The organism is Saprospiraceae bacterium, assembly GCA_016709995.1.
GTDB lineage: Bacteria > Bacteroidota > Bacteroidia > Chitinophagales > Saprospiraceae > JADJLQ01.
On record JADJLQ010000001.1, the window covers coordinates 2297911 to 2319958 of the forward strand.

Annotated in this window: 18 protein-coding genes and 1 tRNA gene; 15 read left to right on the plus strand and 4 right to left on the minus strand. The window is 40.9% G+C overall.

Annotated features, from left to right (window positions below; translation table 11 throughout):
• Positions 1-22: 22 nt before the first annotated feature.
• The 5 genes from IPJ09_09700 to IPJ09_09720 all read left to right on the plus strand — a co-directional run bounded on the left by IPJ09_09700 (position 23) and on the right by IPJ09_09720 (position 6906).
• Entirely contained in the window at positions 23-1375 is a 1353-nt protein-coding gene (locus IPJ09_09700) for a BamA/TamA family outer membrane protein (GenBank protein ID MBK7371697.1), read from the plus strand.
• A 3-nt stretch (positions 1376-1378) separates the two neighbouring features.
• The gene (locus tag IPJ09_09705; protein MBK7371698.1) at positions 1379-2254 is read left to right on the plus strand and encodes an NAD kinase; all 876 of its coding nucleotides are present in this window, start codon (positions 1379-1381) and stop codon (positions 2252-2254) included.
• Between the two features lie 144 nt (positions 2255-2398).
• The gene (locus tag IPJ09_09710; protein MBK7371699.1) at positions 2399-4840 is read left to right on the plus strand and encodes a TonB-dependent receptor; all 2442 of its coding nucleotides are present in this window, start codon (positions 2399-2401) and stop codon (positions 4838-4840) included.
• Positions 4841-5002: 162 nt separating this feature from the next.
• The gene (locus IPJ09_09715; GenBank protein MBK7371700.1) at positions 5003-5635 is read left to right on the plus strand and encodes an ABC transporter ATP-binding protein; all 633 of its coding nucleotides are present in this window, start codon (positions 5003-5005) and stop codon (positions 5633-5635) included.
• Positions 5632-6906 carry an ABC transporter permease gene (locus IPJ09_09720; GenBank protein MBK7371701.1) on the plus strand — a complete coding sequence of 425 codons (1275 nt, stop codon included), beginning with the start codon at positions 5632-5634 and terminating at the stop codon, positions 6904-6906. The genes IPJ09_09715 and IPJ09_09720 overlap by 4 nt, the downstream gene beginning before the upstream one ends.
• 275 nt (positions 6907-7181) lie before the next feature.
• Here the strand turns inward: IPJ09_09720 and IPJ09_09725 are convergent, their stop codons facing one another.
• Entirely contained in the window at positions 7182-8267 is a 1086-nt protein-coding gene (locus IPJ09_09725; GenBank protein MBK7371702.1) for a Gfo/Idh/MocA family oxidoreductase, read from the minus strand.
• A 113-nt stretch (positions 8268-8380) separates the two neighbouring features.
• Between IPJ09_09725 and mutY the strand changes: the two genes are divergently transcribed.
• The 5 genes from mutY to IPJ09_09750 all read left to right on the plus strand — a co-directional run bounded on the left by mutY (position 8381) and on the right by IPJ09_09750 (position 13357).
• Positions 8381-9394 carry an A/G-specific adenine glycosylase gene (gene mutY, locus IPJ09_09730; protein MBK7371703.1) on the plus strand — a complete coding sequence of 338 codons (1014 nt, stop codon included), beginning with the start codon at positions 8381-8383 and terminating at the stop codon, positions 9392-9394.
• Positions 9395-9470: 76 nt separating this feature from the next.
• Positions 9471-11177: a dihydroxy-acid dehydratase gene (locus IPJ09_09735; GenBank protein MBK7371704.1), complete on the plus strand. Its 1707-nt coding sequence runs from the start codon at positions 9471-9473 to the stop codon at positions 11175-11177.
• Between the two features lie 161 nt (positions 11178-11338).
• On the plus strand, positions 11339-12079 hold the full coding sequence (locus IPJ09_09740) for a DUF547 domain-containing protein (protein MBK7371705.1): 741 nt from the start codon (positions 11339-11341) through the stop codon (positions 12077-12079).
• Between the two features lie 212 nt (positions 12080-12291).
• Positions 12292-12365: transfer RNA gene (locus IPJ09_09745), tRNA-Asn, on the plus strand.
• 65 nt (positions 12366-12430) lie between these two features.
• Complete coding sequence (locus IPJ09_09750; protein ID MBK7371706.1) at positions 12431-13357, plus strand: bifunctional hydroxymethylpyrimidine kinase/phosphomethylpyrimidine kinase; 927 nt, start codon at positions 12431-12433, stop codon at positions 13355-13357.
• A 27-nt stretch (positions 13358-13384) separates the two neighbouring features.
• Here IPJ09_09750 and hpt read toward each other — a convergent pair whose 3' ends face one another.
• Both hpt and IPJ09_09760 read right to left on the minus strand, forming a co-directional pair.
• On the minus strand, positions 13385-13927 hold the full coding sequence (gene hpt / locus IPJ09_09755; GenBank protein MBK7371707.1) for a hypoxanthine phosphoribosyltransferase: 543 nt from the start codon (positions 13925-13927) through the stop codon (positions 13385-13387).
• Complete coding sequence (locus IPJ09_09760) at positions 13927-15339, minus strand: M28 family peptidase (GenBank protein ID MBK7371708.1); 1413 nt, start codon at positions 15337-15339, stop codon at positions 13927-13929. Before IPJ09_09760 ends, hpt begins: the two co-directional genes overlap by 1 nt.
• A gap of 220 nt (positions 15340-15559) precedes the next feature.
• Here IPJ09_09760 and IPJ09_09765 point away from each other — a divergent pair, with 220 nt between their 5' ends.
• From IPJ09_09765 to IPJ09_09785, 5 genes are all read left to right on the plus strand, one after another.
• Entirely contained in the window at positions 15560-16174 is a 615-nt protein-coding gene (locus IPJ09_09765; protein ID MBK7371709.1) for an RNA polymerase sigma factor, read from the plus strand.
• 21 nt (positions 16175-16195) lie between these two features.
• A complete protein-coding gene (locus IPJ09_09770) occupies positions 16196-16414 on the plus strand; it encodes a hypothetical protein (GenBank protein MBK7371710.1) in 219 nt (72 codons plus the stop codon).
• A 31-nt stretch (positions 16415-16445) separates the two neighbouring features.
• On the plus strand, positions 16446-17303 hold the full coding sequence (locus IPJ09_09775) for a mechanosensitive ion channel (protein MBK7371711.1): 858 nt from the start codon (positions 16446-16448) through the stop codon (positions 17301-17303).
• A 41-nt stretch (positions 17304-17344) separates the two neighbouring features.
• On the plus strand, positions 17345-18385 hold the full coding sequence (locus IPJ09_09780) for a DUF3078 domain-containing protein (GenBank protein ID MBK7371712.1): 1041 nt from the start codon (positions 17345-17347) through the stop codon (positions 18383-18385).
• 84 nt (positions 18386-18469) lie between these two features.
• Entirely contained in the window at positions 18470-19231 is a 762-nt protein-coding gene (locus IPJ09_09785) for a hypothetical protein (GenBank protein ID MBK7371713.1), read from the plus strand.
• Between the two features lie 30 nt (positions 19232-19261).
• Here the strand turns inward: IPJ09_09785 and IPJ09_09790 are convergent, their stop codons facing one another.
• On the minus strand, positions 19262-22042 hold the full coding sequence (locus tag IPJ09_09790) for an AAA family ATPase (protein MBK7371714.1): 2781 nt from the start codon (positions 22040-22042) through the stop codon (positions 19262-19264).
• Positions 22043-22048 lie beyond the last annotated feature (6 nt).

Sequence of the window (22048 nt, forward strand, 5' to 3'; positions counted from 1 at the left end):
TTTTGTTTTTTTATCGTGTTGCATGGATCAATTGACCGCACAAGTGCTGCATATTGACTCCATCCTGTATACTGGCAATAAAAAGACTCAAAATTATATCATCCGCAGGGAGCTGGACTTCAAAGCAGGAGACACCATAGCGTCCACTACTTTAACGGGTATGTTTTTACAAAATCGCTCCCGAATACTCAATACAGGCCTGTTTAAAGAGGTAGCCCTTAATATAAAATCATGGGATACTGAGTCAAACCATATCAGTATAGAGATCAAAGTCCAGGAGGCCTGGTATATATATCCAATACCAATTTTTGAATTGGCAGACAGAAACTTTAATGTATGGTGGGATGAGTTCAATGGATCACTTTCACGGGTAAACTATGGTATCCGCTTTACCCACAATAACCTTACAGGGCAGCAGGATGCTTTAAAACTTACTGCACAATTTGGTTACAGCACAAAATTGGAAATGAACTATTCGTGGCCTTTTTTTGGCAAAGACCGTGCCTGGCGATTTACCACGGAGGCACTGTATTCTAAAAATAAAGAGTCCTATTTCAATACGCTGGAAGACAAATTGGTCTTTTACAAATCAGAAGAGGACTATCCATTACAAAGGTTTAGATTGGCCACCAGCTTGCAACATCGCACCACCCTTCAATTGTTTCAGAGCCTGAGGCTGGAATATGTGTATAATCAAACAAGTGACCAAATTAGCAAGTTCCTCAATCCTAATTTTTTCCTCCCCAATCAGAACAAACAACAATTTATTGCGATCAGATACGAATTTAAATATGATGATAGGGATTTAAAGTATTACCCTTCTAAGGGGAGGGCAGCTGAAATCGTTATTCTAAAAGAAGGCATAGGTAATACCGGTGATGTAAACTCCCTTACAGCCAGCTTTCAAATAGATCAATATATACCCTGGAATACCTGGCACAATGCCGGCTTCCTCATCAAAGCAAAAGGATCAATCATCCGCGATCAGATACCCTATTATAACAGCAGGGCCTTAGGTTATGGTGAAAACTACCTCAAAGGCTACGAATACTATGTGGTAGACGGTATGGATTTTATATTTTTAAAATTCAGAGAACGTTTTATTTTTTATGATCGGACCTTCTCCCTGCTTCCTGAAAAAAAACTCGGTATCCGAGCACTGCCGCTCAAATTAAGCGTCGCAGCACACGCCAGCTCCGGTTATGTCAACAATGTCTTTTATGCTGAAACCAACCCTTTGAGTAACCGATGGCTGTATTCGTCCGGCATGAGCCTGGAAGGATTATTTTCTAATACCAGCCTGATCCAGTTAGATTGGAGTATAAATCATCGCAAAGAATCTGGATTTTACTTACATTTCAAAAAAGAATTCTAAGCTATGAATGTTCTCGTATTTTCAATGGAGATTAAAGAAGAGGCCAGGCCTACGTATAACGCACTGTTGCAGGCTTTTTTAGACACTCCCGGCGTACAACTATACTATCATAGCGTGCAGGAAATGGATCTGTCATCTTCTTTCCCCGATATTACCCACCTTGCTTCCCGCATACAACTCAAAGAAGAAAAAATAGACATCATCATCAGTGCAGGCGGAGATGGCACTATGCTCAAGGCTGTATCTTTTGCAGGTGATGCAGGCATCCCCTTTTTAGGCTTTAATCTTGGTCGTCTAGGTTTCCTGGCAGTGATAGAAAAAGAAGAAATCAATAATATGGTCGAGGCTTTAGTCAATGGCAATTATATTCTGGAATCGCGCTCTACTTTAAAGATGAATGCCTCACCTGAAGTGTTTGACGCTGATGCATTTGCATTAAATGATTTTACGATTCTCAAAAGGGACAATTCCTCTATGATCCGAATCCATAGTACCATCAATGGAGAATATCTCAATACATATTGGGCTGATGGCCTCATATTAGCCACCCCTACAGGATCTACTGGCTATTCACTGAGTTGTGGTGGACCTATCATTTTCCCTCAGTCTGGCAATTTTGTGCTCACTCCGATAGCTCCCCATAACCTCAATGTGCGGCCTATCGTGTTCTCTGATGACTCAGTGCTGGAATTTAAAGTGGAAGGTCGAACAGAAAATTTTTTATGTACGCTGGATTCTAGATATGGCCTGGTCACCAGTGACCATAAACTGACTTTGCAAAAAAATAATTTTAATGTCAATCTTGTCAAACTCGAGGGTTACACCTTCCTCAAAACACTTCGGGACAAATTGATGTGGGGTTTGGATCAAAGAAATTGAGTAGCTGTTAACCCCCATTTCCGTTATTTTTTTCGTCTTTTTATTTCTCTAAGCTCGTCGAAGAGATCATGCCCTTAGTCGCAAAAGCGTCCATTGGCCTCGCATCAATGCAACTATAGGCGTTTAAGGTTGGTCTCTATGTATATGAAAAATTTTTACAAATTCCCCATTGCCATATTTTTAATGGCATTATGCTCTTTACCAACTTTCGGGCAAAACATTATTACTGGAAAAGTAATAGATTCAAAACAAGTACCATATGAATTCGCTACTGTCCTGTTATTAAATCAAAAAGACAGCTCTTTAGCCAAAGGAGCAATCACAGATCCTGATGGAAAGTTTGAATTTGAAAATTCGAAGCCAGCCAATTATCTTTTAAAAGTGTCTTATGTCGGTAAATCTGATTTTTATACTTCCGCATTTGAATATTCTGGTGGCAGTCTCGAAACGGGTGCTCATGCTTTTTTCGATAATGCAACAGAATTAAAGACAGTTACCGTCACGGCAGTAAGACCGGTCATTGAAATCAGTGCTGAAAAAATGATTCTAAATGTGGCAGACAATGTCAGTTCAGCTGGAAGTGACGGCTTGGAAATTTTAAGAAAAGCCCCTGGAGTGGTCATCGACAATAATGAAAATATCACCTTAAAAGGCAAAAATGGAGTCCAGGTATATATTGATGGTAAGCCTGCACGATTGGGTGGCAGAGATCTGGCCTCCTTACTCAAAAGCTATAATGCCAACAATATCGAAGCGATAGAGGTCATCCTCAATCCATCAGCTAAATATGAAGCGGAAGGTAATGCGGGCATTATCAACATTCGGCTCAAAAGAAATCTTAGCCTGGGTACAAACGGTACTGCCTCTTTCAATTTCAGAATGGGTGTGACCCCTAAAGGCAATGCATCTTTAAATCTAAATAATAGAACTGAAAAATTTAATTTTTATACCAATATCACCGGGGGCATGGGAATCAACCATGAAAATGTCAATTTCTATCGTGAACAGGGAGGATTGTTTTTTGACCAGTCTTCTAAAATAAAGGACGATTCCGTCTTGTACCCAAGGATAAATTATCGGGTTGGTGTGGATTATTTGCTCAATAAAAACCATACACTTGGAATTCAATTTAATGGCAATGCTTATGATGGAGTACAGAGCAGTAATGGTCGTACACTAATAGGAACTCTCAATAATAATGGCAAAATAGATTCTGTCCTCAATTCTAATTCACGTTCGCTGGAAAAAAGAAATAACAACAATTTCAATGCAAATTATGCGTACAAAGATTCGTTAGGGCGCACCTTTAATCTCGATGCAGATTATGGAATGATCGGCTCTAAAAACGATACTTATAACCCTAACTTGTATATGAGCCCCAATGAGTCTTCGCTATATTCAAGTACCATATTTGGATCTCTGACCAATACCGACATCACTATTAAAACCCTAAAAGGTGATTATGAGCAAAATCTGGCCAAAGGAAGGCTTGGTCTGGGTTTTAAACTCTCTGAGGTAACCACAGAGAATGGATTTGATTTTTTTGACTTCCCAAATAATGTCAAAACTCCAAATACAGAGAAAAGTAGCGATTTTACCTATAACGAAATGGTGTACGCAGCTTATGGTAATTATAATAAACAATTCGGCAAAAAGGTGGCCCTCCAGGCCGGTCTAAGGATGGAAGCCACCCAATCTCATGGACAACTTTTCAGCACGAATCCCAAAGACGAAGATGATGTAAAAAGGTCCTATGCGAATCTATTTCCAAGTTTTGCTATCACTTATTCTGCTAATAAATCAAATACTTTTGGGGTGACTTACAGTCGAAGAATCGATAGACCGCGCTATCAGAATCTGAATCCATTCGAACAAAGATTAGATGAACTGGCATTTAGAAAAGGCAATCCATTCCTCAATCCTCAATATTCAAATAATTTCGGTTTGAACCATACTTTTAAAGGCATGGTGACCTCTACCCTCTCTTATTCCAGAACCAATGATTTTTTTGGTCAAATTATTGACTCTACGCAGCGAAAAAGAACTTTCATTACAGAAAAAAATATAGCGAAAGTAGACAACTATAGTTTTGGCATTGCGAGCCCGATCCCTCTGGCCAAATGGTATAATGGTTATGTGAGTTTCAATATCTTCCGTCAGGTGTACACTTCGGATTTTGGTACCGGCAAAAACTTAAATATTGGTACCAATGGTTTCAATGTATACTCCGAACACTCGGTTACTTTAAAAAACGATCTCAAACTTCAATTGTCCGGTTGGTATAATCAGGGAGGTGTGTGGGGAGGTACGTTTGTCAACAAAGGCATGGCAAATGTAGATTTTGGAATTCAAAAATCTTTTTGGCAACGCAAAGCCGATATCAAAATTTCTTTCACCGACATTTTTAAAACCGCTGCATGGGATGCTGTGAGTGATTTTGGCGGCATCTATTTTGCTGGAAGTGGCTATAATGAATCACAAACTGTCAGAGCGAATTTTACCTATCGATTTGGAAACACCAAAGTAAAAGGTGCCAGGCAAAGAAAAACAGGACTGGAAGATGAACAACGAAGAGCGGGCAATTAATTTAAAGCGTTTTATATAGAGTAATTTATGGTTTTAATTTAGAGGCAAAGAGTCCAGAATTCTTTGCCTCTTTTTTATTTATACCAAAGGTGGTGATGAATACACTTAGTCCAAAGTGATTTTACAGTATTAGAAGTTGATTTTGTTACTTAGCTTTGTAGAGTGCTTACTACCGAAAATGTATCTTATAAATACCAGGGCAGAGACTCAATCAAGTTTCCAGATCTCACCCTGGAGAGCACTGCACATTGTTTGATTCTGGGCAAGTCCGGGGTGGGAAAGACTACTTTTCTACATATACTCGCCGGCTTGCTAAAACCAACTCAAGGATCCATAGTTATTGATCAAAATGATATTTATAAGTTTACAGCTGCCGGGCTTGATTTTTACAGGGGGCAGCATATTGGTCTGGTGTTTCAACAACCTTATTTTATCCAGGCCATCAGTCTCAGCGAAAACCTGGCCTGGGCTCAGCAATTTTCGGGCAAACATCCCAATCATGAACGAATCAATGAATTGTTGGAAAGATTACAGATCATCCAACACAAAAATAGATTGCCATCCAGGTTGAGTATCGGCGAACAGCAACGGGCCTCGATCGCCAGGGCTTTGGTCAATAAACCATCGATTATCCTGGCTGACGAACCAACTTCTGCATTGGATGATGACAATGCTGCTGAGGTGGTCAATTTACTGAGAGAACAAGCTGAACAAGATGGAGCTTCACTCGTCATCGTCACCCATGATGCCAGGATAAAACAACATTTTCATCACCAAATATTGTTGGGCGTATGAAATTGATCAAATTAAGTCTGCAGAATCTACTCCACAAACCATTGCAGCTGACATTGAGTTTGATTCTTTTTTCTTTGGGGATTGGCCTGGTTGCGCTGATGATGATTTTGAATAAACAGATTACCCAAAAATTTGAAAATAACCTGGCCGGGATAGATCTTATCATTGGTGCCAAGGGCAGCCCACTACAATTGGTTTTAAATGGACTCTACCATATAGATGCCCCTACCGGCAATATACCCCTCAAAGAGTTGCAGGCATTTATGAATCCTAATCATCCTGTGATTAAAAAAGCGATTCCATTGTCTTTGGGCGATAGCTACCAGGGATTTAGAATCGTGGGTACCAATATGGATTTTCCTCCCCTGTATAAAGCGACGCTATCCGAAGGTGCCTGGTGGCAAAACCCAATGGAAGTTGTCATCGGAAGTACCATCGCCTCTACAACACATTTGCATATTGGGGATACTTTTGTCAGTTCACACGGTCTGACCACAGATGATATCAACCAGCACGACCATGCACCATATATAGTCGTAGGCATCATGAAGACCACTGATGCGGTAGCTGATCAGCTTATCTTGACATCCGCGGAAAGTATCTGGCAAGTGCACGAACACCCTATGGAAGCGGCTCCTGTTGCTGAGATCATCGACTCCACCGCTGCACATCATGATGAAGCCGATGAGCATGAACATGAGCAAATCATACCAGATACCTTACAGCCTGAACATGATATCACTACCCTGTTGATTCAATTCAAAGCCAGAAATATGCAGACGCTCAATATGCAGCGCAACATAAATCAAAATACCCAACTCCAGGCTGCTACCCCGGCCATTGAAATCAATAGACTTTTTTCTATGATGGGTATCGGATTTGACGCTATTCAAATGTTGGCCTGGATCATTGCTTTTGTATCAGGGCTCAGCATATTTATATCCTTGTACAATTCACTCAAAGAAAGGAGGCAAGAGCTAGCTCTCATGCGTACCATGGGTGCCCGACCGGCCACGCTCTTCCAATTGATTGCTTTAGAAGGTTTGCTAATTGCTTTCCTGGGATTTGTGGTCGGAATTATAACAGCCCATCTTGTACTCTATTTTGGCGCTGATAAAATCTTCGAAATGTATAAGTATAGGATCAATCCTTTTGCCTTTATCATGGAAGAATTCCTTTTATTGATTGGTGCTCTGATGATTGGATTGGTCGCAGCACTGATTCCGGCTATCCAGGCTTACAGAACCGATATTGGTAAAGCTATAAAGTAATTTTCTCATTCACTCGACCGCACTACCTCAACCCTAAAGTGTGTCTCCCGAAGTCTTGGGACGAAGCCTCTGGCTGTCTATTGCCTCCCGAAGTTTCGGGATGTCTACTGTCTATTGCCTCCCGAAGTTTCGGGATGCCTATTGCCCATTGCCTCCCGAAGTTTCGGGATGTCCATTGTCCATTGATTATTCCATTGATTATTGCCCATTGCCTATTGCCCATTGTCTCCCGAAGCATCGGGACGAAGTTTCGGGATGCCCTATTGAAAAACGCCCTAAATCTTCACCCTCATTCCACTCCCGGCAGATCTATAAATAGCCTCCACCACTTTGATGTCTTTCAATCCTTCTTCGCCAGGAGCCAGCACTGGTTTTTTCATCATAATAGCCATAGCATCATCATCCATTTGCTTGGCCTGTTGATTAGGCAGTTTTTTGTCTAATACTTTACCATCACTGGTTTTTACGACTGCTCCACTATAGGCTTGAAATGGATCTACCGTGTACCCTCCTCTTTCACAATTGACTTGGAGTGTATTGAGACCCTTGCCAAAACTGGCTTCACAAGTAGCCATCAAGCCACCGGGAAATTCAAGCTCAAACTGCATCGTCTCCTCTACTTCGTGATAGATCTCAGGTCGGGTAGTAGATGCTTTGGCAGACACTGATATAGGTTCCAAACCGGTAGCATACCTGACTGCATTGAGCGGATAGACACCCATATCTCCCATGACACCACCGCCCATAGCCTTTTTTTGCTTCCAATGATCCGTGCGATTTTCTCTGTATCCGGCAGCAGCACTTAGATCGAGCACCTTACTATAAGGTTTGGACCTGGCCCATTGTATGATTTCCTGGGTATTAGGTTCATGATGCATACGATAACCAATCGCAAGACTCACTTTATTTTTCTTGCAAGCATCGATCATAGATTGACAATCGGCCACTGAAGGCGCCATCGGCTTTTCACACCATACTTGTTTGCCCGCATTAGCGGCGCGGATCACATATTCTGCATGCATGGATGGTGGCAGGACTATATAGATGACATCGATATCAGGATTATTAGCTATTTGATCAAAGTCTGCATAATTATAGATGTTTTGATCTTTTAATTGGTACATAGACTTCCATTTTTCTGCTTTGGCAGGTGTGCCGGTGACGATACCTGCCAAGATACATTTTTGTGTGAACTGAAGTGATTTGGCCAATATATCTGTACTGTAATAACCAAGACCTACCAAGGCTACACCCAGTTTGTCTTTTGCTTTTGGTACCACGATATTAGGCCACATGGATGGAGCTATCAGAGCACCTGTAGAAATCAAAGATGCTGATTGGATAAAATTTCTTCGTTTCATGATTTGTGCTGTATTATTGTTTTAAAGTTAAATAAAAAGTGCCCGAATTCATCTCTCTTAAAATAACTAAATATAAAGCTAACATTTTCCGGCAAGGCCTTTATGCGTGGGCATTGAAGCATCCTCGTCCCATGCCATGGAAAGGTGAAAAAGATCCATATAAAATCTGGTTATCTGAGATCATCTTACAACAAACCCGCGTCGAACAAGGCTGGCCGTATTTCGAAAACTTTATTCGTCGATTTCCAACCATTCATCACCTGGCCCGGGCATCCACAGAGCAGGTGCTAAAGTTATGGGAAGGGCTGGGATATTATACCAGGGCACGCAATCTTCATCATACTGCGATATATATCTCTAAAGATCTGCGAGGACAATTTCCTGATGAGTATGATAAAATCAAACAGCTCAAAGGTATCGGTGACTATACTGCTGCTGCAATAACTTCATTTGCTTATGATCAACCTTATGCTGTGCTGGATGGGAATGTCCATAGAATTCTATCCAGATATTTTGGCATAGCCAGTCTGATGCAATCCAATGATCAAAAAAAATACTTTCAACTAATCTCCCAACAATTAATAGACCACAGCGCTTCAGGCAGATACAATCAGGCTATCATGGATTTTGGAGCTACTTGCTGCACGCCATCTAACCCCAGGTGCGCAGAGTGTCCTCTTCGGAGATCCTGCTATGCCCTGAAACATCAAAAAGTGGATCAGCTGCCTCCAGCCAAAATCAACAAGCTCAAAAGGTCAAGGCATTTTCACTATTTCATCGTGGTGAAGGATGATCAACTTGCAGCAATCAATCCAAGATCCAAAGGAGATATCTGGACTGGCCTATTTGAGTTCCCAATGATCGAAACTGAAAGTGCGCTATTCCCACTTGATACCGAACATCTTGTGCTACAGCAGCTTATCAAAAAACCAATAACTCCAATATTGATTGCCAAACAGACTTTAACCCATCAAGTCATTCATGGATATTTCTATTTGTGTAAAATTAAAACAATGGCAAAAAAAATGAATTTTATTCCCGTAAAAACATTGACAGCCCTTCCTATGCCTGGCATCATAGCCAAAAATAGAATTGAATTGTTGAATATAATAAATAAGTATACCTAAGCAAGGTGGAGCAAAGTTGGTAGTTGACCAATATTTCTTAGTTTAGTATTTCATTTCATAAAAAATAAAAAAGAATATGGCATTGCGCAGCAGAGGTTGGTTTGGTAAAACCGGCAAAGATGGATTTATATACAGAGCCTGGATGCAAAATCAGGGGATACCCAAAGAAGAATTAGCAGGAAAACCGGTCATCGGTATCTGCAATACCTGGTCAGAGCTCACCCCATGCAATGCCCATTTCAGGGAGTTGGCAGAGTCTATAAAACATGGTATTATTCAGGCTGGAGGATATCCGGTAGAATTTCCGGTCATGTCTCTGGGTGAGACCTTAATCAAACCCACCGCTATGTTGTATCGCAACCTCGCGAGTATGGATGTTGAAGAATCGATCCGTGCCAATCCTATAGACGGTGTAGTCCTGATGTGTGGCTGTGATAAAACGACCCCGTCCTTGGTCATGGGTGCTTGCAGCGTAGACATCCCAACACTCGTAGTATCTGGTGGTCCGATGTTGGCTGGAAAATTCAAAGGCAAAGACATTGGCACCTCAGATGTCTGGCGCATGGATGCAGCATTAAAACTAGGTAATATAACCCAGGAAGAAATGGAAGAGGCCGAAGGCGCTATGTGCCGCAGCAAAGGCCACTGCGCGGTGATGGGCACCGCTTCTACGATGGCTTGTATGGTGGAATCACTCGGGATCGCACTACCTGGCAATGCTTCTATACCAGCTGCTGATTCAAGGAGAAAAGTGTTTGCACACAAAAGTGGCATGCGTATCGTAGATATGGTAAGGGAAGATCAAAAAATTTCTCAAGTATTGACCAAGAAGGCTTTTGAAAATGCCATCAAAGTAAATGCTGCTATCGGTGGCTCGACCAATTTTGTCATCCATATGATTGCTATTGCCGGCCGAATTGGGGTAGATCTCACCCTGGCTGATTTTGACCGATGTTCAATGGGTATTCCACTACTCACCAATGTTCAACCTTCTGGAGACTATTTCGTCGAGGATTTGTATTATGCAGGAGGGCTGCCGGCAGTCATGAAAGAAATGGAGTCTTATCTGCACAGTGACCTCATCACCGTAAGCGGCAAGTCTGTTCATGATAATATATCTTCTGCCAAAAGTTACAATGCTAATGTGATCGCTACGCTCGAAAAACCATTTAAGACAGAGACCGGACTAGCTGTGTTGAGAGGCAATCTGAGTGAAGGAGGTTGCGTCATCAAGCCCAGTGCTGCCAGCAAACATTTGATGAAACACAGAGGCAAGGCAGTGGTATTTAACGATATAGAAGATTACAATAGAAGGATAGATTCTTCAGACCTCGAGGTCGATGCTGATAGTGTACTTGTACTCAAAATGGTAGGACCCAAAGGTTATCCTGGTATGCCGGAGGTAGGCAAAATGTCACTGCCTAAAAAAATATTAGAGCAAGGCATTCATGACATGGTCAGGATATCCGATGGCCGTATGAGTGGCACAGGCTATGGCACTGTAGTATTGCACGCTTCTCCTGAGGCGGCCGTCGGTGGCAATTTTGCAATGGTCCAAAACGGAGATTATATCGCGCTGGATGTGGAAAACAGATCCCTCGTTCTTGAAGTATCTGACGAAGAACTTGCCAGAAGAAAAGCGGCCTGGGTAGCTCCTAAACCAATCACAGACAGGGGTTACGTGGCCATGTACATACGCCCTGTCAACCAGGCTCATGAAGGGGCCGACCTGGATTTCCTGGTAGGCAAGAGCAGCAGCGAGGTCACCAGAGACAGTCATTGATATTGTCAGATCAGGCTATATTATCCTATAACATCAATACGATTTATTCTGAGTAATTATTTGATTCGTCAAACTATGTTAGAAGAATCATGTTATTTAAAGTGATATTATAACTCAATATTAAGATCTCACTTTATATTTTTCACGTATATAGGTTAATTATGAAGCTCCATTTATTCTTTGCAATCGTCTTGTTCGCTTGTGGTCAGCAACAACCATCAGCGCAGACTAAGCCAGTTTCTCACGATATTTTTGATGGCCTCCTTAAAAAATATGTCGATAAAAATGGCAATGTCAATTATATAGGACTCAAAAAAGACCAAAAAATACTGGATTCATATCTTACTCTGTTATCCTCCAATGAACCATCCGCTTCCTGGTCCAAAGATGAACAATTGGCCTATTGGATCAACGCCTACAATGCTTTCACTATCTCACTGGTAGTAAAACACTATCCGGTAGCCAGCATCAAAGAAATACGACCGGGCATCAGCTTTATCAATTCAGTATGGGATATTAAATTCATTAAAATTGGCAAAGAGACCTATGATCTTAATAATCTGGAACACGGCATTATCCGTAAAAAATATGACGAACCACGGGTTCATTTTGCCATCAACTGTGCCTCCTATTCCTGTCCGGCACTTCGAAACGAAGCTTATACAGCTGATAAATTAGATGCTCAATTGACAGATGCGGCAAAATCTTTTCTGGCTGATAAAAATAAAAATGAATTTACACCTGACAGAATCACCATTTCAAAGATTTTTGATTGGTTTACAGGAGACTTTAAGAAAAACGGTTCATTGATTGATTTCCTCAATAAATATGCACCGGTAAAAATCAATGCCAAGGCCAAAATCGACTATAAGGATTATCTCTGGAGCCTAAATAAGCAGTAATCTGGTTTTAATATTAATCAATTCTTCGCCCCAAATTTGGTCAGAGCACTTCTAAAAACTGCATTATCACCACAAACAGGTTGTAGACAATATTTTTAAAAACTAACACCAGCCACCGGACATAATCCCTTAAAAATGCAATCTCATTTGGTTCATTCCTAAAAATCATTATTTTTGCATCCCTTATCGATAACTTGGTAAGTATACAGGATGCCCCCTTAGCTCAGTTGGTTAGAGCGACGGACTGTTAATCCGCAGGTCCCAGGTTCAAGTCCTGGAGGGGGCGCTGATATTAAAATGGGCAATCTCCTTTAGATTGCCCATATTTTTTGTATATATAATACCATATTTATGAGCCTTTTAGTGATTGGCACTGTTGCTTTTGACAGTATAGAAAGCCCTTATGGCAAAGCCGACCGTGTGGTCGGTGGATCGGGCACTTATATTTCCTGGGCGGCGTCCTATTTTTATAAGCCCATATTTTTACAAAGTATCGTTGGTGAAGACTTTCCTGTTGAGGAGATAACAGCTCTCCAGAATCGGGGTGTAAAGACCCAAGGTCTCGATATCATAAAAGGTAAAAAATCATTTTATTGGTCCGGCAAATATCACGACAATATGAATGCACGTGATACCCTGGTCACAGAGTTGAATGTCCTGGCTGATTTTAATCCAATACTGCCTGAAGCATATAAAAACAGTGAATTTGTCATGCTGGGCAATCTCACGCCGGAAGTACAGATCAGCGTTCTCAACCAAATGAATGAAAGGCCAAAACTGATCGTACTCGATACGATGAATTTTTGGATGGACATCGCCATGGATCAATTATTGCAAGTGATATCCATGGTCGATGTATTGACCTTAAACGAAGAAGAAGCTCGTCAACTCAGCGGCGAGTTTTCGCTGGTCAAAGCCGCAGAGATCATCCATCGAATGGGCCCAAAAACCCTAATCATCAAAAAAGGAGAACATGGGGCTTTATTATTTTCAGAAGGTCATATCTTTTTTGCTCCGGCACTACCCTTGTCCCAGGTTTTTGATCCGACAGGAGCAGGAGATACTTTTGCCGGTGGGTTCATAGGGCATCTGGCGAAAACAAGGGATCTGAGTTTTGAAAACATGAAGCGAGCTATCATCTTTGGATCGGCTATGGCTTCTTTTTGCGTAGAAGAATTTTCTATTGACAAGATGAAAACGCTCAGCCAGGGATTGATCAATGATCGGGTAAGAGATTTTGTAGAGTTGGTCAGGTTCGACACAGATCTGAGTGAATAAAAAACAGACTTCTATTAAATCATCTTTTCACTCTGCCAGCCTGTAAATCTCGGGGAGATTGCGTCCTAATCCATCATAATCCAGTCCATAACCCAGCACAAAATCTTTGGGTATATTAAAACAATAAGCATCCAACTGTACTGCTACCTCCAGCGCGGCTTCTTTAAATAGGAGTGCACATACAAATACTGATTTGGGCTGGTGGGATGCCAATACTGGCAAAAAACGCTGCATGGTATTGCCGGTGTCGATGATATCTTCGATGACGATGATATGTTGATTTTTCCATTTCTGAGATACATCAGCTTCCATCTTGACGATTCCCCCTCTCTCCATACCCTGGTAAGACTCTATTCGTATAAACTGAACTTTGCATTCAAAAGTCAGCTGCCGGATCAGGTCGGCCATAAAAATAAATGACCCATTCAGGATACCAACTAACAAAGGAGGGTCTCCAACAGCGTGATACCGGGCATTTAACTGATCAGCCAGGCGGCTTACCTCCAGGTCTAAAGTTGCCTTGTCAATAAATTTTTCAAAGCGTCGTCCATGTACTTCAATGTCTGTCATTAGTCTAATCCATATTTATCTACAAGATATACAAGCGAAGTCATAGCTGCCGCACCCAGCAATAATTCCCTTTTATTGACAGTTCCAAACTGGTCTATGCGAGTGTGATGATAATCAAAATACCGTTGGCTGTCCGGCTGTAGGTTGGCGAGCAATCCTTTTTGACTCTTTAATGGGCCTATGTCTGCCCCACCTCCTCCGTTATAGATTTTTAGGTCAAATGGCTCTAAAAGATTAGACCAGTTATTGACCTTTTTAAAATAGTTTTCATATACCTCTTTATCAGCTGAGAAACCAAAACCCCGAGGTGTAAATCCACCTGAGTCGGACTCCAGTGCCAGGATATGCTTTTCTTTCCTGGCATTGGAAGAATCTCCATAAGCTAAACCTCCACCCAATCCATTTTCTTCATTCATAAACATGACACATCTTAGCGATCTTAGCGGCTTGTATTTTAACGACTTTAAGGTGTGCAATACTTCAATACTTTGTACGCATCCTGCGCCATCATCATGTGCACCCTCTGCGACATCCCAGGAATCAAGATGTCCTCCAATGACAATGAGCTCATCAGGATAGGTAGACCCGGTGATCTCTCCGATTACATTATAGGACAATGCAGGAGATAACATTTTGCAAGTATTACGGATAAAAACTTTGATTGGCCCTTTGCTTAACTCTCTGCTCAATAAGTCAGCACCATTGGTACTGATAGCCAAAGCAGGTATCAAAGTCTCCCCCTGCTGAAAATTGGTGGCCCCAGTGTGAGGTATATCGTCCTGACTCGTCGTCATACTTCTCACGATAGCTCCAACTGCACCGTATTTAGCAGCCAAAGCAGGGCCTCGTCCACGCTGATCCACAGCACCTCCATATGCAGCAAAAGTCCTAAGTTGGGTAACCTCCATAGGCCTGTTAAAAAAAACAATTTTCCCTCTCAGTCTGGAAGTGCCCATTTTCTCCAGGGTATCCAATGATCTCACTTCTATGACTTCAGCGGTTAAACCTGATGGACCAGTACCCGTAGAATTGCCCAACGAAAGAGCATCCAAATCCTGCGTACCAATGGAAGCAGCATTGACGATGCGCACTATTTCTTTTTCTCCTCTCGTCCAGTGGGGCACTGTACAAGGCTGAAGGTATACTTTATCGAATCCAAGGCTATCCATGATCTGCTTTGTAAGCTCTACCGCGGCGGCGGCAGCAGGCGAACCAGCCAATCTACCAGGCGCTTCTGTTGTGAGGGACCGGAGCCATTCATAGGATTTTCCATTTGCAAGTACCTGGTTATGAATATTTTTCAACATCCAGGCATCCTGATCAATATTTGACTGAGCTGTCAAAAAACCACCTTTGAAAATAACAATTAGCAGTAATAATTTAAAAATATTAGAGTAGGTATTTGGATTCATTTAAAATACATTTATGGGGTCAAGATATTAATTATCTGACTTTTTAAAGATTAATTTGGTTTCATTTGGTTAGGGTCGAGGTAATGTGATGAAAATTGCATTACCTCTTTTTATTTTAGGTATTTTATCTTCGTTTTAAGGCCAGAAGATTATTTTATTCGTTTAGTTGAGAATTTAGGTGACTTTTTATTATAATTTCGTCCAAGTTACTAATTGATGTATGCGGTTGATCCTACAGTTTTTAGAAGTTTTATTTAGTAAGTTCAGAAGTAAGGGAGACCCTACATTGGCTGATGAGGTGTTAGTAGCGCAGTATATCGATACGCAGGATGATCAATTATTTTCAATCCTGTACAATAGGTATTCTGCGAAAATATATGGTAAGTGTATCACCATGTTAAAGAATATGGAATCTGCACAAGACTGTACTCAGGAAATATTTATCAAAGTGCTAACCAATATTTCACGATTTAATCAACAATCAAGGTTCTCGACCTGGTTGTTTTCTATTACCTATAACCACTGCATCGATTTGATTCGCAAAAACAGAAAAAACTTTTTTGTCGATGTCAAGATGGAGCATGCTGATAAACAGGATGAAGTCAGTGATATTTTTTTGATGGAGACTAAAGTAAGTCGTCTAAAAAAGGTATTGGGGGATATGGATGATGATGATAAAACCATATTGTTAATGAAGTACCAGGATGATCTCTCTATTAAAGAAATGGGGGATATTCTGGGGAAAGGGGAAAGTGCTATCAAAATGAAAATCCAAAGAGCGAAACACAAGTTTAAATCTATACACGACGAATTATTTAAAAATGAGGAAGATTAGTTTCAACTTAAAATTTAGTTTATGAGTGTGAATAATTTTAAAGAATTAGAAAAAATGGAACTGGCGGAGCTAGGCAAACCACCGGAAGCCATAAAACAAAATGTTTCTCAAAACATGAATGTCTTTAGGGCTATAGGAGATCTGATCGTTCTCTACCTTCCTCATTTTGGCAGGTCACTCATCAACATGTCAGGTGGTAATAGGAAAAACCCGCCATCCAAATATCCTAATCAGAATTAATTTTTTACCTCATCTCTAAACAAGAGTCCGCATGGAAAACTCATTTGACTTGATCAGGCAGTTGCTTACCAGCATGGTCGCCACCTTACCTAAACTATTGGGGTGTCTGGTCATCCTGATCCTGGGCTATATCATATCAAAAATAGTGGCTTCAGTCATTAAAACGGTCATTTCAAAAGCTGGCGTAGATAAATTAGGGAAGAAAATAGAAGAAGTAGACTTCATTCGTAAAAACAACATTGAGATCAAAATCTCAGGAATACTCAGCAGGATCATATTCTATTTTATGATGCTGATATTTATAGTAGCAGCTACTGATGTACTGGGTATGCCTGCGCTCTCCGACCTTTTCAAAAATATGCTCAACTACATACCAAATGTAGTGGTAGCAGGCGTGCTCTTGCTGGTCGGCATCCTGGTCGCAGATGGTATCAGAAAAGCTATAGAGACCACAGGTAAGTCTTTGGGAATACCCTCTACCGGGATGTTGGCGACTGCTTTCTTTTATTTCATCATGATCAATTTCCTGATGGCTGCCCTTGGGCAATTACAAATAGATACCGGCTTTATAGAAAAAAATATTTTAATAGTCATTGGAGGCATTTCGCTTGCCTTCGCTATAGGATATGGATTAGCATCTAAAACTATCGTGTCCAATATCTTATCAGCTTTTTATTCAAAAGACAAGATCAAAGTTGGCGATGAAGTCACTATAGATAATATCAGAGGAGAAATCTTAAACATCGATCGGTCTTCTGTCACTTTGCTTCTACCAAACCACCAAAAATCCATTATACCATTGTCTAAAGTAACCGCAGAGAGCATCACTATCCATAAGGAAGCTCCCGATGAAATTGAATCTGCAGAAATAAAACAGCTCGAATCTTAACCTAATTTAATTAATTATATAAAAATCAAAAACTACTTTTTATGATGAAAAGAATACTTTTTTTATTTCTTGTATTGATTGCCTACTCTCTATCTGGTCAAAACGATGACGGAGCCCGTGCAGCTGCAGTACTCAAAGCCGCAGAAAAAGAGATTAAAGAAGACGGCTGGATCAGTGGTGGCGGATTTGGAATGGACATGGGACAATTATTGCAGATCAATCCTAAAGTAGGTGGTGGCGAAAATCGTCTGGGATTTGGAGGAGCTATAAGCATTTTTGCTAAATATAAAAAAGGCCTTTTATCCTTTGACAATATTGGGTCATTCAATATGGGCCTGGTAAAATTGGGTACTGGTATATTGGCAAGTACCGCCAGTTTTGCTAAAGTGAAACAGCCTTTTCTAAAGTCAATAGATGAATTGAGGCTTGGATCGAGGTTGGGTTACAAAACCGGGGTAACTTCTAAATGGTCGTATGCTGTAGACTTTGGCTTTATCAGTCAATTGATGCCTACATATAGAGGTACCGACAACAAAAATTATGTGAAACAATTTCGTACATCGGAGATTCAAACCAACCTAGTATCGAAACTATTTGCTCCTGCCTATATCACTTTAGCCCCGGGGATAGATTATAAACCCAATGACAAAATTTCCTGGTTCTTTGCCCCGTTTGGTTACAAATCGGTAATTGTAGCAGACCGTGACCTTGCTCGACTAAATATACATGGCAATAAATGGACCAGCAACGAAGATTTTAAACTAACAGATAGTCAACTTGGAGGCATGATAAAAGGCAACTACACCAATAAATATTTGGATGGCCGCATCAATCATTCGAGCGGATTAACCCTATTCTCAAATTATCTTAATGAACCCAACCATATTGATGTAGACTGGCTCAATGAATTTGGATTCAATATTTATAAAGGTTTTCAGATCTCTCTGCTCACAGATGTATTTTATGATCATGATGTCAAAGTGCAAATAACGGACTACAGCGAAATAGGTGGTGTACGTGGCACCGGAAGAAGGGTTAGCTTTACAGAACAATTATTGGTCAAGTATAATATGATATTTTAATAAACAGACCAACTCAGACGGAAGAGCAGTAAAATTGAATTTTTCTCAATTTTACTGCTTTTTTTTATTTATATTAAAGTCAATATGAAAGCAATTCACCTTGCCATCCCGATTACTTTATTGACTTTATTTTGCGCGGCAATGATTTTCATTAGTGATGCCCGTTGGTCTATTGGCATGGGAATCGGACTAGTATCATTGGTGGCTATATTCATGCTTAAGGACGCAATTGATTGGAGATATTACCAAAAATATCCGCCTCAACTGGATTCCCAAATCAAACTACTTCTGCATCATGTACCATTCTACAAACAATTGGATGATGCCCAACAGAAAAAATTTGAACTGAGGTTGGAGCTATTTAAATTGAATCATGAATATAGATTGCAACCTTTTAGAAATCAAGATGAAGAAGAAGAGATTGATGCTCCGGAAGACATAAAGTATCTCAGTTCGGTGCCTGCGATAATGCTGACCATGGAAGATGATGACTATTTGGCTACTCAAATTGAACTCCTGGTATTTTACAATCATCCATTCCCTTCACCAAGATATAAGGCTCTCCATCATAGTGAGAGTAATATTGAAGACAAACTTTTAATTTTTTCAATTCCTAACTTAAGAAAAGGAGTCCTGGAGCCGTTTGTCTTTTTGGACATTGCTATGTATGAATGGGCTAAAATCCTCGGCAAACTGGACATGACAGCATCCTGGGAAAATTTTGAAGCTTCCTATGGACTTACCAAATCTCAAATTGAAGCTGCAATTGGACTGACCAACCCCGATATACGGGCCATCTCTAAGCTTTTCCAGGTCCACCGGTCTTATCTCCATTTGTTGAAATAAACGGAAGCAATAAATTAAGCTTCATCCAGATTACTTTCCTTCCAACTCCGTTTCATTTTGACTGTCTTTTATGTTTTTGGCAGTATCCTCTACATCTTTTGCAGCCTTATTCAGTTTATCTATAGATTTGTCTCTGGACAACTTGGTTTTAAGATCAGTATCTACGCTATCCATAGAGCTATGATACAAGTCTCCGTCGGGGTTGAGTTTTGATTTAAAAGTAAACCCTTTTATATCTGTATCGACCATGATGGTATCTCCAGAATTAAATGTACCTGACAAAAGAAATTTGGCCAATTCGTCGATGATGTCACCTTGAATTACGCGTTTTAATGGCCTGGCTCCAAACTGAGGATCGTAACCAAGATCAACCAACAGATTAAGTGCTGACTCCGTCAATTCTATATCTAGGCTTTGTTTAGCCAGATTTTTCTTAACAGATTTGAGGGACAAAACCGCAATTTTTTTCATCTCTGGTTTGGTCAAAGGCAAGAACATGATCTTGTCATCAATACGATTGAGAAACTCTGGTCTCATATTTTCTTTGAGCAAATCAAAGACTTCGAGTTTGGTAGTTTCTATAATCTCAGTCCTGTGCTTATCTCCAAGCGCTTCGAGATCCTCGAAGTTCTCAAGGATTTTATCAGCTCCCATATTAGAAGTCATGATGATGATGGTGTTCTTAAAGTTGGCGACTCTTCCTTTGTTATCTGTGAGTCTGCCATCATCTAAAACCTGCAACAATATATTGAAGGTATCCGGATGTGCTTTTTCTATTTCGTCTAACAAAACTATTGAATAGGGTCTTCTCCTTACGGCCTCTGTCAATTGCCCACCTTCGTCATATCCTACATAACCTGGAGGAGCACCAATCAATCGGGACACAGAGTGTTTTTCTTGAAACTCACTCATATCTATCCTAATGATGGCTTTATCATCATTGAACAATACTTCGGCCAAAGCTTTGGCCAATTCCGTTTTACCCACACCGGTGGGTCCTAAAAAAATAAACGATCCGATAGGTCTATTGGGATCACCTAAGCCAGCCCTGCTGCGTCGGACTGCATCACAAACAGCTTTGACAGCAGCTGCTTGTCCAATAAGTCTTTTTCCAATCTCATCTTCCAGTGTCAGGAGCTTACCCCGCTCACTTTGCAACATTTTTTGGATAGGTATGCCGGTCATTTTGGATACCACTCCGGCGATATCATTGGCTGTGACTTCCTGATTGGTAAATCGGTTGTCCTCAGGAAGCTCATTTAATTTGGCTTCTGCGTCGGCTAGCTTTTTCTCTGCTTCCTTTAAGGTGCCGTAACGGATCTTGGCTACAGTCTCATAATTGCTTTCTCGCTCAGCCTTATCTGCCTGACCTTCAAGATCTTCCATCTCCTTTTTGATGGCCTGTATCTGATCCACGATCTCTTTTTCATTTTTCCATGACGCACTGACGATATCCATCTTTTCCTTTGCTTCTGCCAGCGTTTTATTGATTGCGTCAAATTTATTGAGATCATTATCTCGTTTGATGACCTCTTTCTCTATTTCCAGTTGCCTTACCCGGCGTTGTAACTCATCCACCTCATCCGGCACACTATCCAGCTCAAGTCTGAGTTTGGCAGCAGCTTCGTCTATCAAATCAATTGCTTTATCAGGCAGCTGCCTGTCCTGAATATATCTGCTTGACAATTCTGCAGCAGCTACCAGCGCCTCATCCAAAATATTTATTTTATGAAAGACCTCGTATTTGTCCTGGATGCCACGAAGGATAGAGATAGTCTCTTCTATGCTGGGCTCGTCTATAAAAACAGTCTGAAATCTTCTTACCAGCGCCTTGTCGTTTTCAAAATATTTTTGGTATTCATCCATCGTGGTTGCCCCAATGGTATGGAGCTCACCTCTGGCCAAAGCTGGTTTGAGAATATTGGCAGCATCTATGGCACCCTGGCCACCACCGGCTCCTATCAATGTATGTATTTCATCAATAAATAGGATCACAGTATCTCCAGATTCTTTCACTTCTTTGATCACTGCTTTTAATCTTTCTTCAAATTCGCCTTTATATTTTGCACCTGCTACGAGGGACGCCATATCCAGGGAAAATATTTGTTTATTCCTAAGGTTTTCAGGCACATCCTGGCGCACAATCCTCCAGGCGATTCCTTCTACGATGGCGGTCTTGCCCACACCAGCTTCTCCTAAGAGTATTGGATTATTTTTTTTCCGCCTGGATAAAATATGCAAGATCCTTCGGATTTCGTCATCCCTCCCCACTATAGGATCCAAATCACCATTTTCAGCCCGTTCGTTGAGATTGACTGCATATTTTCCCAATGCATTATAGTTGTTTTCAGCACCTTGTTCTTTGACAGACCTCCCTTTGCGGAGCTCTTTAATTGCATTTTTTATACCTGCTTCTGTCGCTCCGCAATTTTTTAATAACTGTGCGGTCTTATCTGAGCCAAGCAAGATACCCAGTAATATAAGCTCCATACTGATGAAGTCATCACCAAATTCTTTTAATTGTGTTTTGGCCCTGGCCAATGACTGGTTGGCCTCATTAGACAAAGCCTGTTTGACATCAGACCCCTGGACTTTAGGATAATTTTGTATCAGCCGATCCAATTCCAGTTTGAGTGTAGCAATGTTAACTCCGCTTTTTTTCAATATAAAATCACTTACACTGGATTCTGTGAGCATAATGCCTTTGAGCAAATGCGGATTATCGACTATTTGTTGATCGAGTGTCTCAGCTATTCTCTGAGCTTCCAGGATACACTCCTGAGCTTTTACTGTAAATTGATCGTAGGTCATGTTATT

What these genes read in the sequence shown, in the direction of transcription:
- IPJ09_09740 (MBK7371705.1), top strand. Translation starts at nt 11,339, where the DNA reads ATGAAGCTCCATTTATTCTTTGCAATCGTCTTGTTCGCTTGTGGTCAG.
- IPJ09_09710 (MBK7371699.1), top strand. Translation starts at nt 2,399, where the DNA reads ATGAAAAATTTTTACAAATTCCCCATTGCCATATTTTTAATGGCATTA.
- IPJ09_09720 (MBK7371701.1), top strand. Translation starts at nt 5,632, where the DNA reads ATGAAATTGATCAAATTAAGTCTGCAGAATCTACTCCACAAACCATTG.
- IPJ09_09750 (MBK7371706.1), top strand. Translation starts at nt 12,431, where the DNA reads ATGAGCCTTTTAGTGATTGGCACTGTTGCTTTTGACAGTATAGAAAGC.
- IPJ09_09705 (MBK7371698.1), top strand. Translation starts at nt 1,379, where the DNA reads ATGAATGTTCTCGTATTTTCAATGGAGATTAAAGAAGAGGCCAGGCCT.
- IPJ09_09700 (MBK7371697.1), top strand. Translation starts at nt 23, where the DNA reads ATGGATCAATTGACCGCACAAGTGCTGCATATTGACTCCATCCTGTAT.
- IPJ09_09760 (MBK7371708.1), bottom strand. Translation starts at nt 15,339, where the DNA reads ATGAATCCAAATACCTACTCTAATATTTTTAAATTATTACTGCTAATT.
- IPJ09_09780 (MBK7371712.1), top strand. Translation starts at nt 17,345, where the DNA reads ATGATGAAAAGAATACTTTTTTTATTTCTTGTATTGATTGCCTACTCT.
- IPJ09_09775 (MBK7371711.1), top strand. Translation starts at nt 16,446, where the DNA reads ATGGAAAACTCATTTGACTTGATCAGGCAGTTGCTTACCAGCATGGTC.
- IPJ09_09790 (MBK7371714.1), bottom strand. Translation starts at nt 22,042, where the DNA reads ATGACCTACGATCAATTTACAGTAAAAGCTCAGGAGTGTATCCTGGAA.
- IPJ09_09770 (MBK7371710.1), top strand. Translation starts at nt 16,196, where the DNA reads ATGAGTGTGAATAATTTTAAAGAATTAGAAAAAATGGAACTGGCGGAG.
- IPJ09_09785 (MBK7371713.1), top strand. Translation starts at nt 18,470, where the DNA reads ATGAAAGCAATTCACCTTGCCATCCCGATTACTTTATTGACTTTATTT.
- IPJ09_09725 (MBK7371702.1), bottom strand. Translation starts at nt 8,267, where the DNA reads ATGAAACGAAGAAATTTTATCCAATCAGCATCTTTGATTTCTACAGGT.
- hpt (MBK7371707.1), bottom strand. Translation starts at nt 13,927, where the DNA reads ATGACAGACATTGAAGTACATGGACGACGCTTTGAAAAATTTATTGAC.
- IPJ09_09765 (MBK7371709.1), top strand. Translation starts at nt 15,560, where the DNA reads ATGCGGTTGATCCTACAGTTTTTAGAAGTTTTATTTAGTAAGTTCAGA.
- IPJ09_09735 (MBK7371704.1), top strand. Translation starts at nt 9,471, where the DNA reads ATGGCATTGCGCAGCAGAGGTTGGTTTGGTAAAACCGGCAAAGATGGA.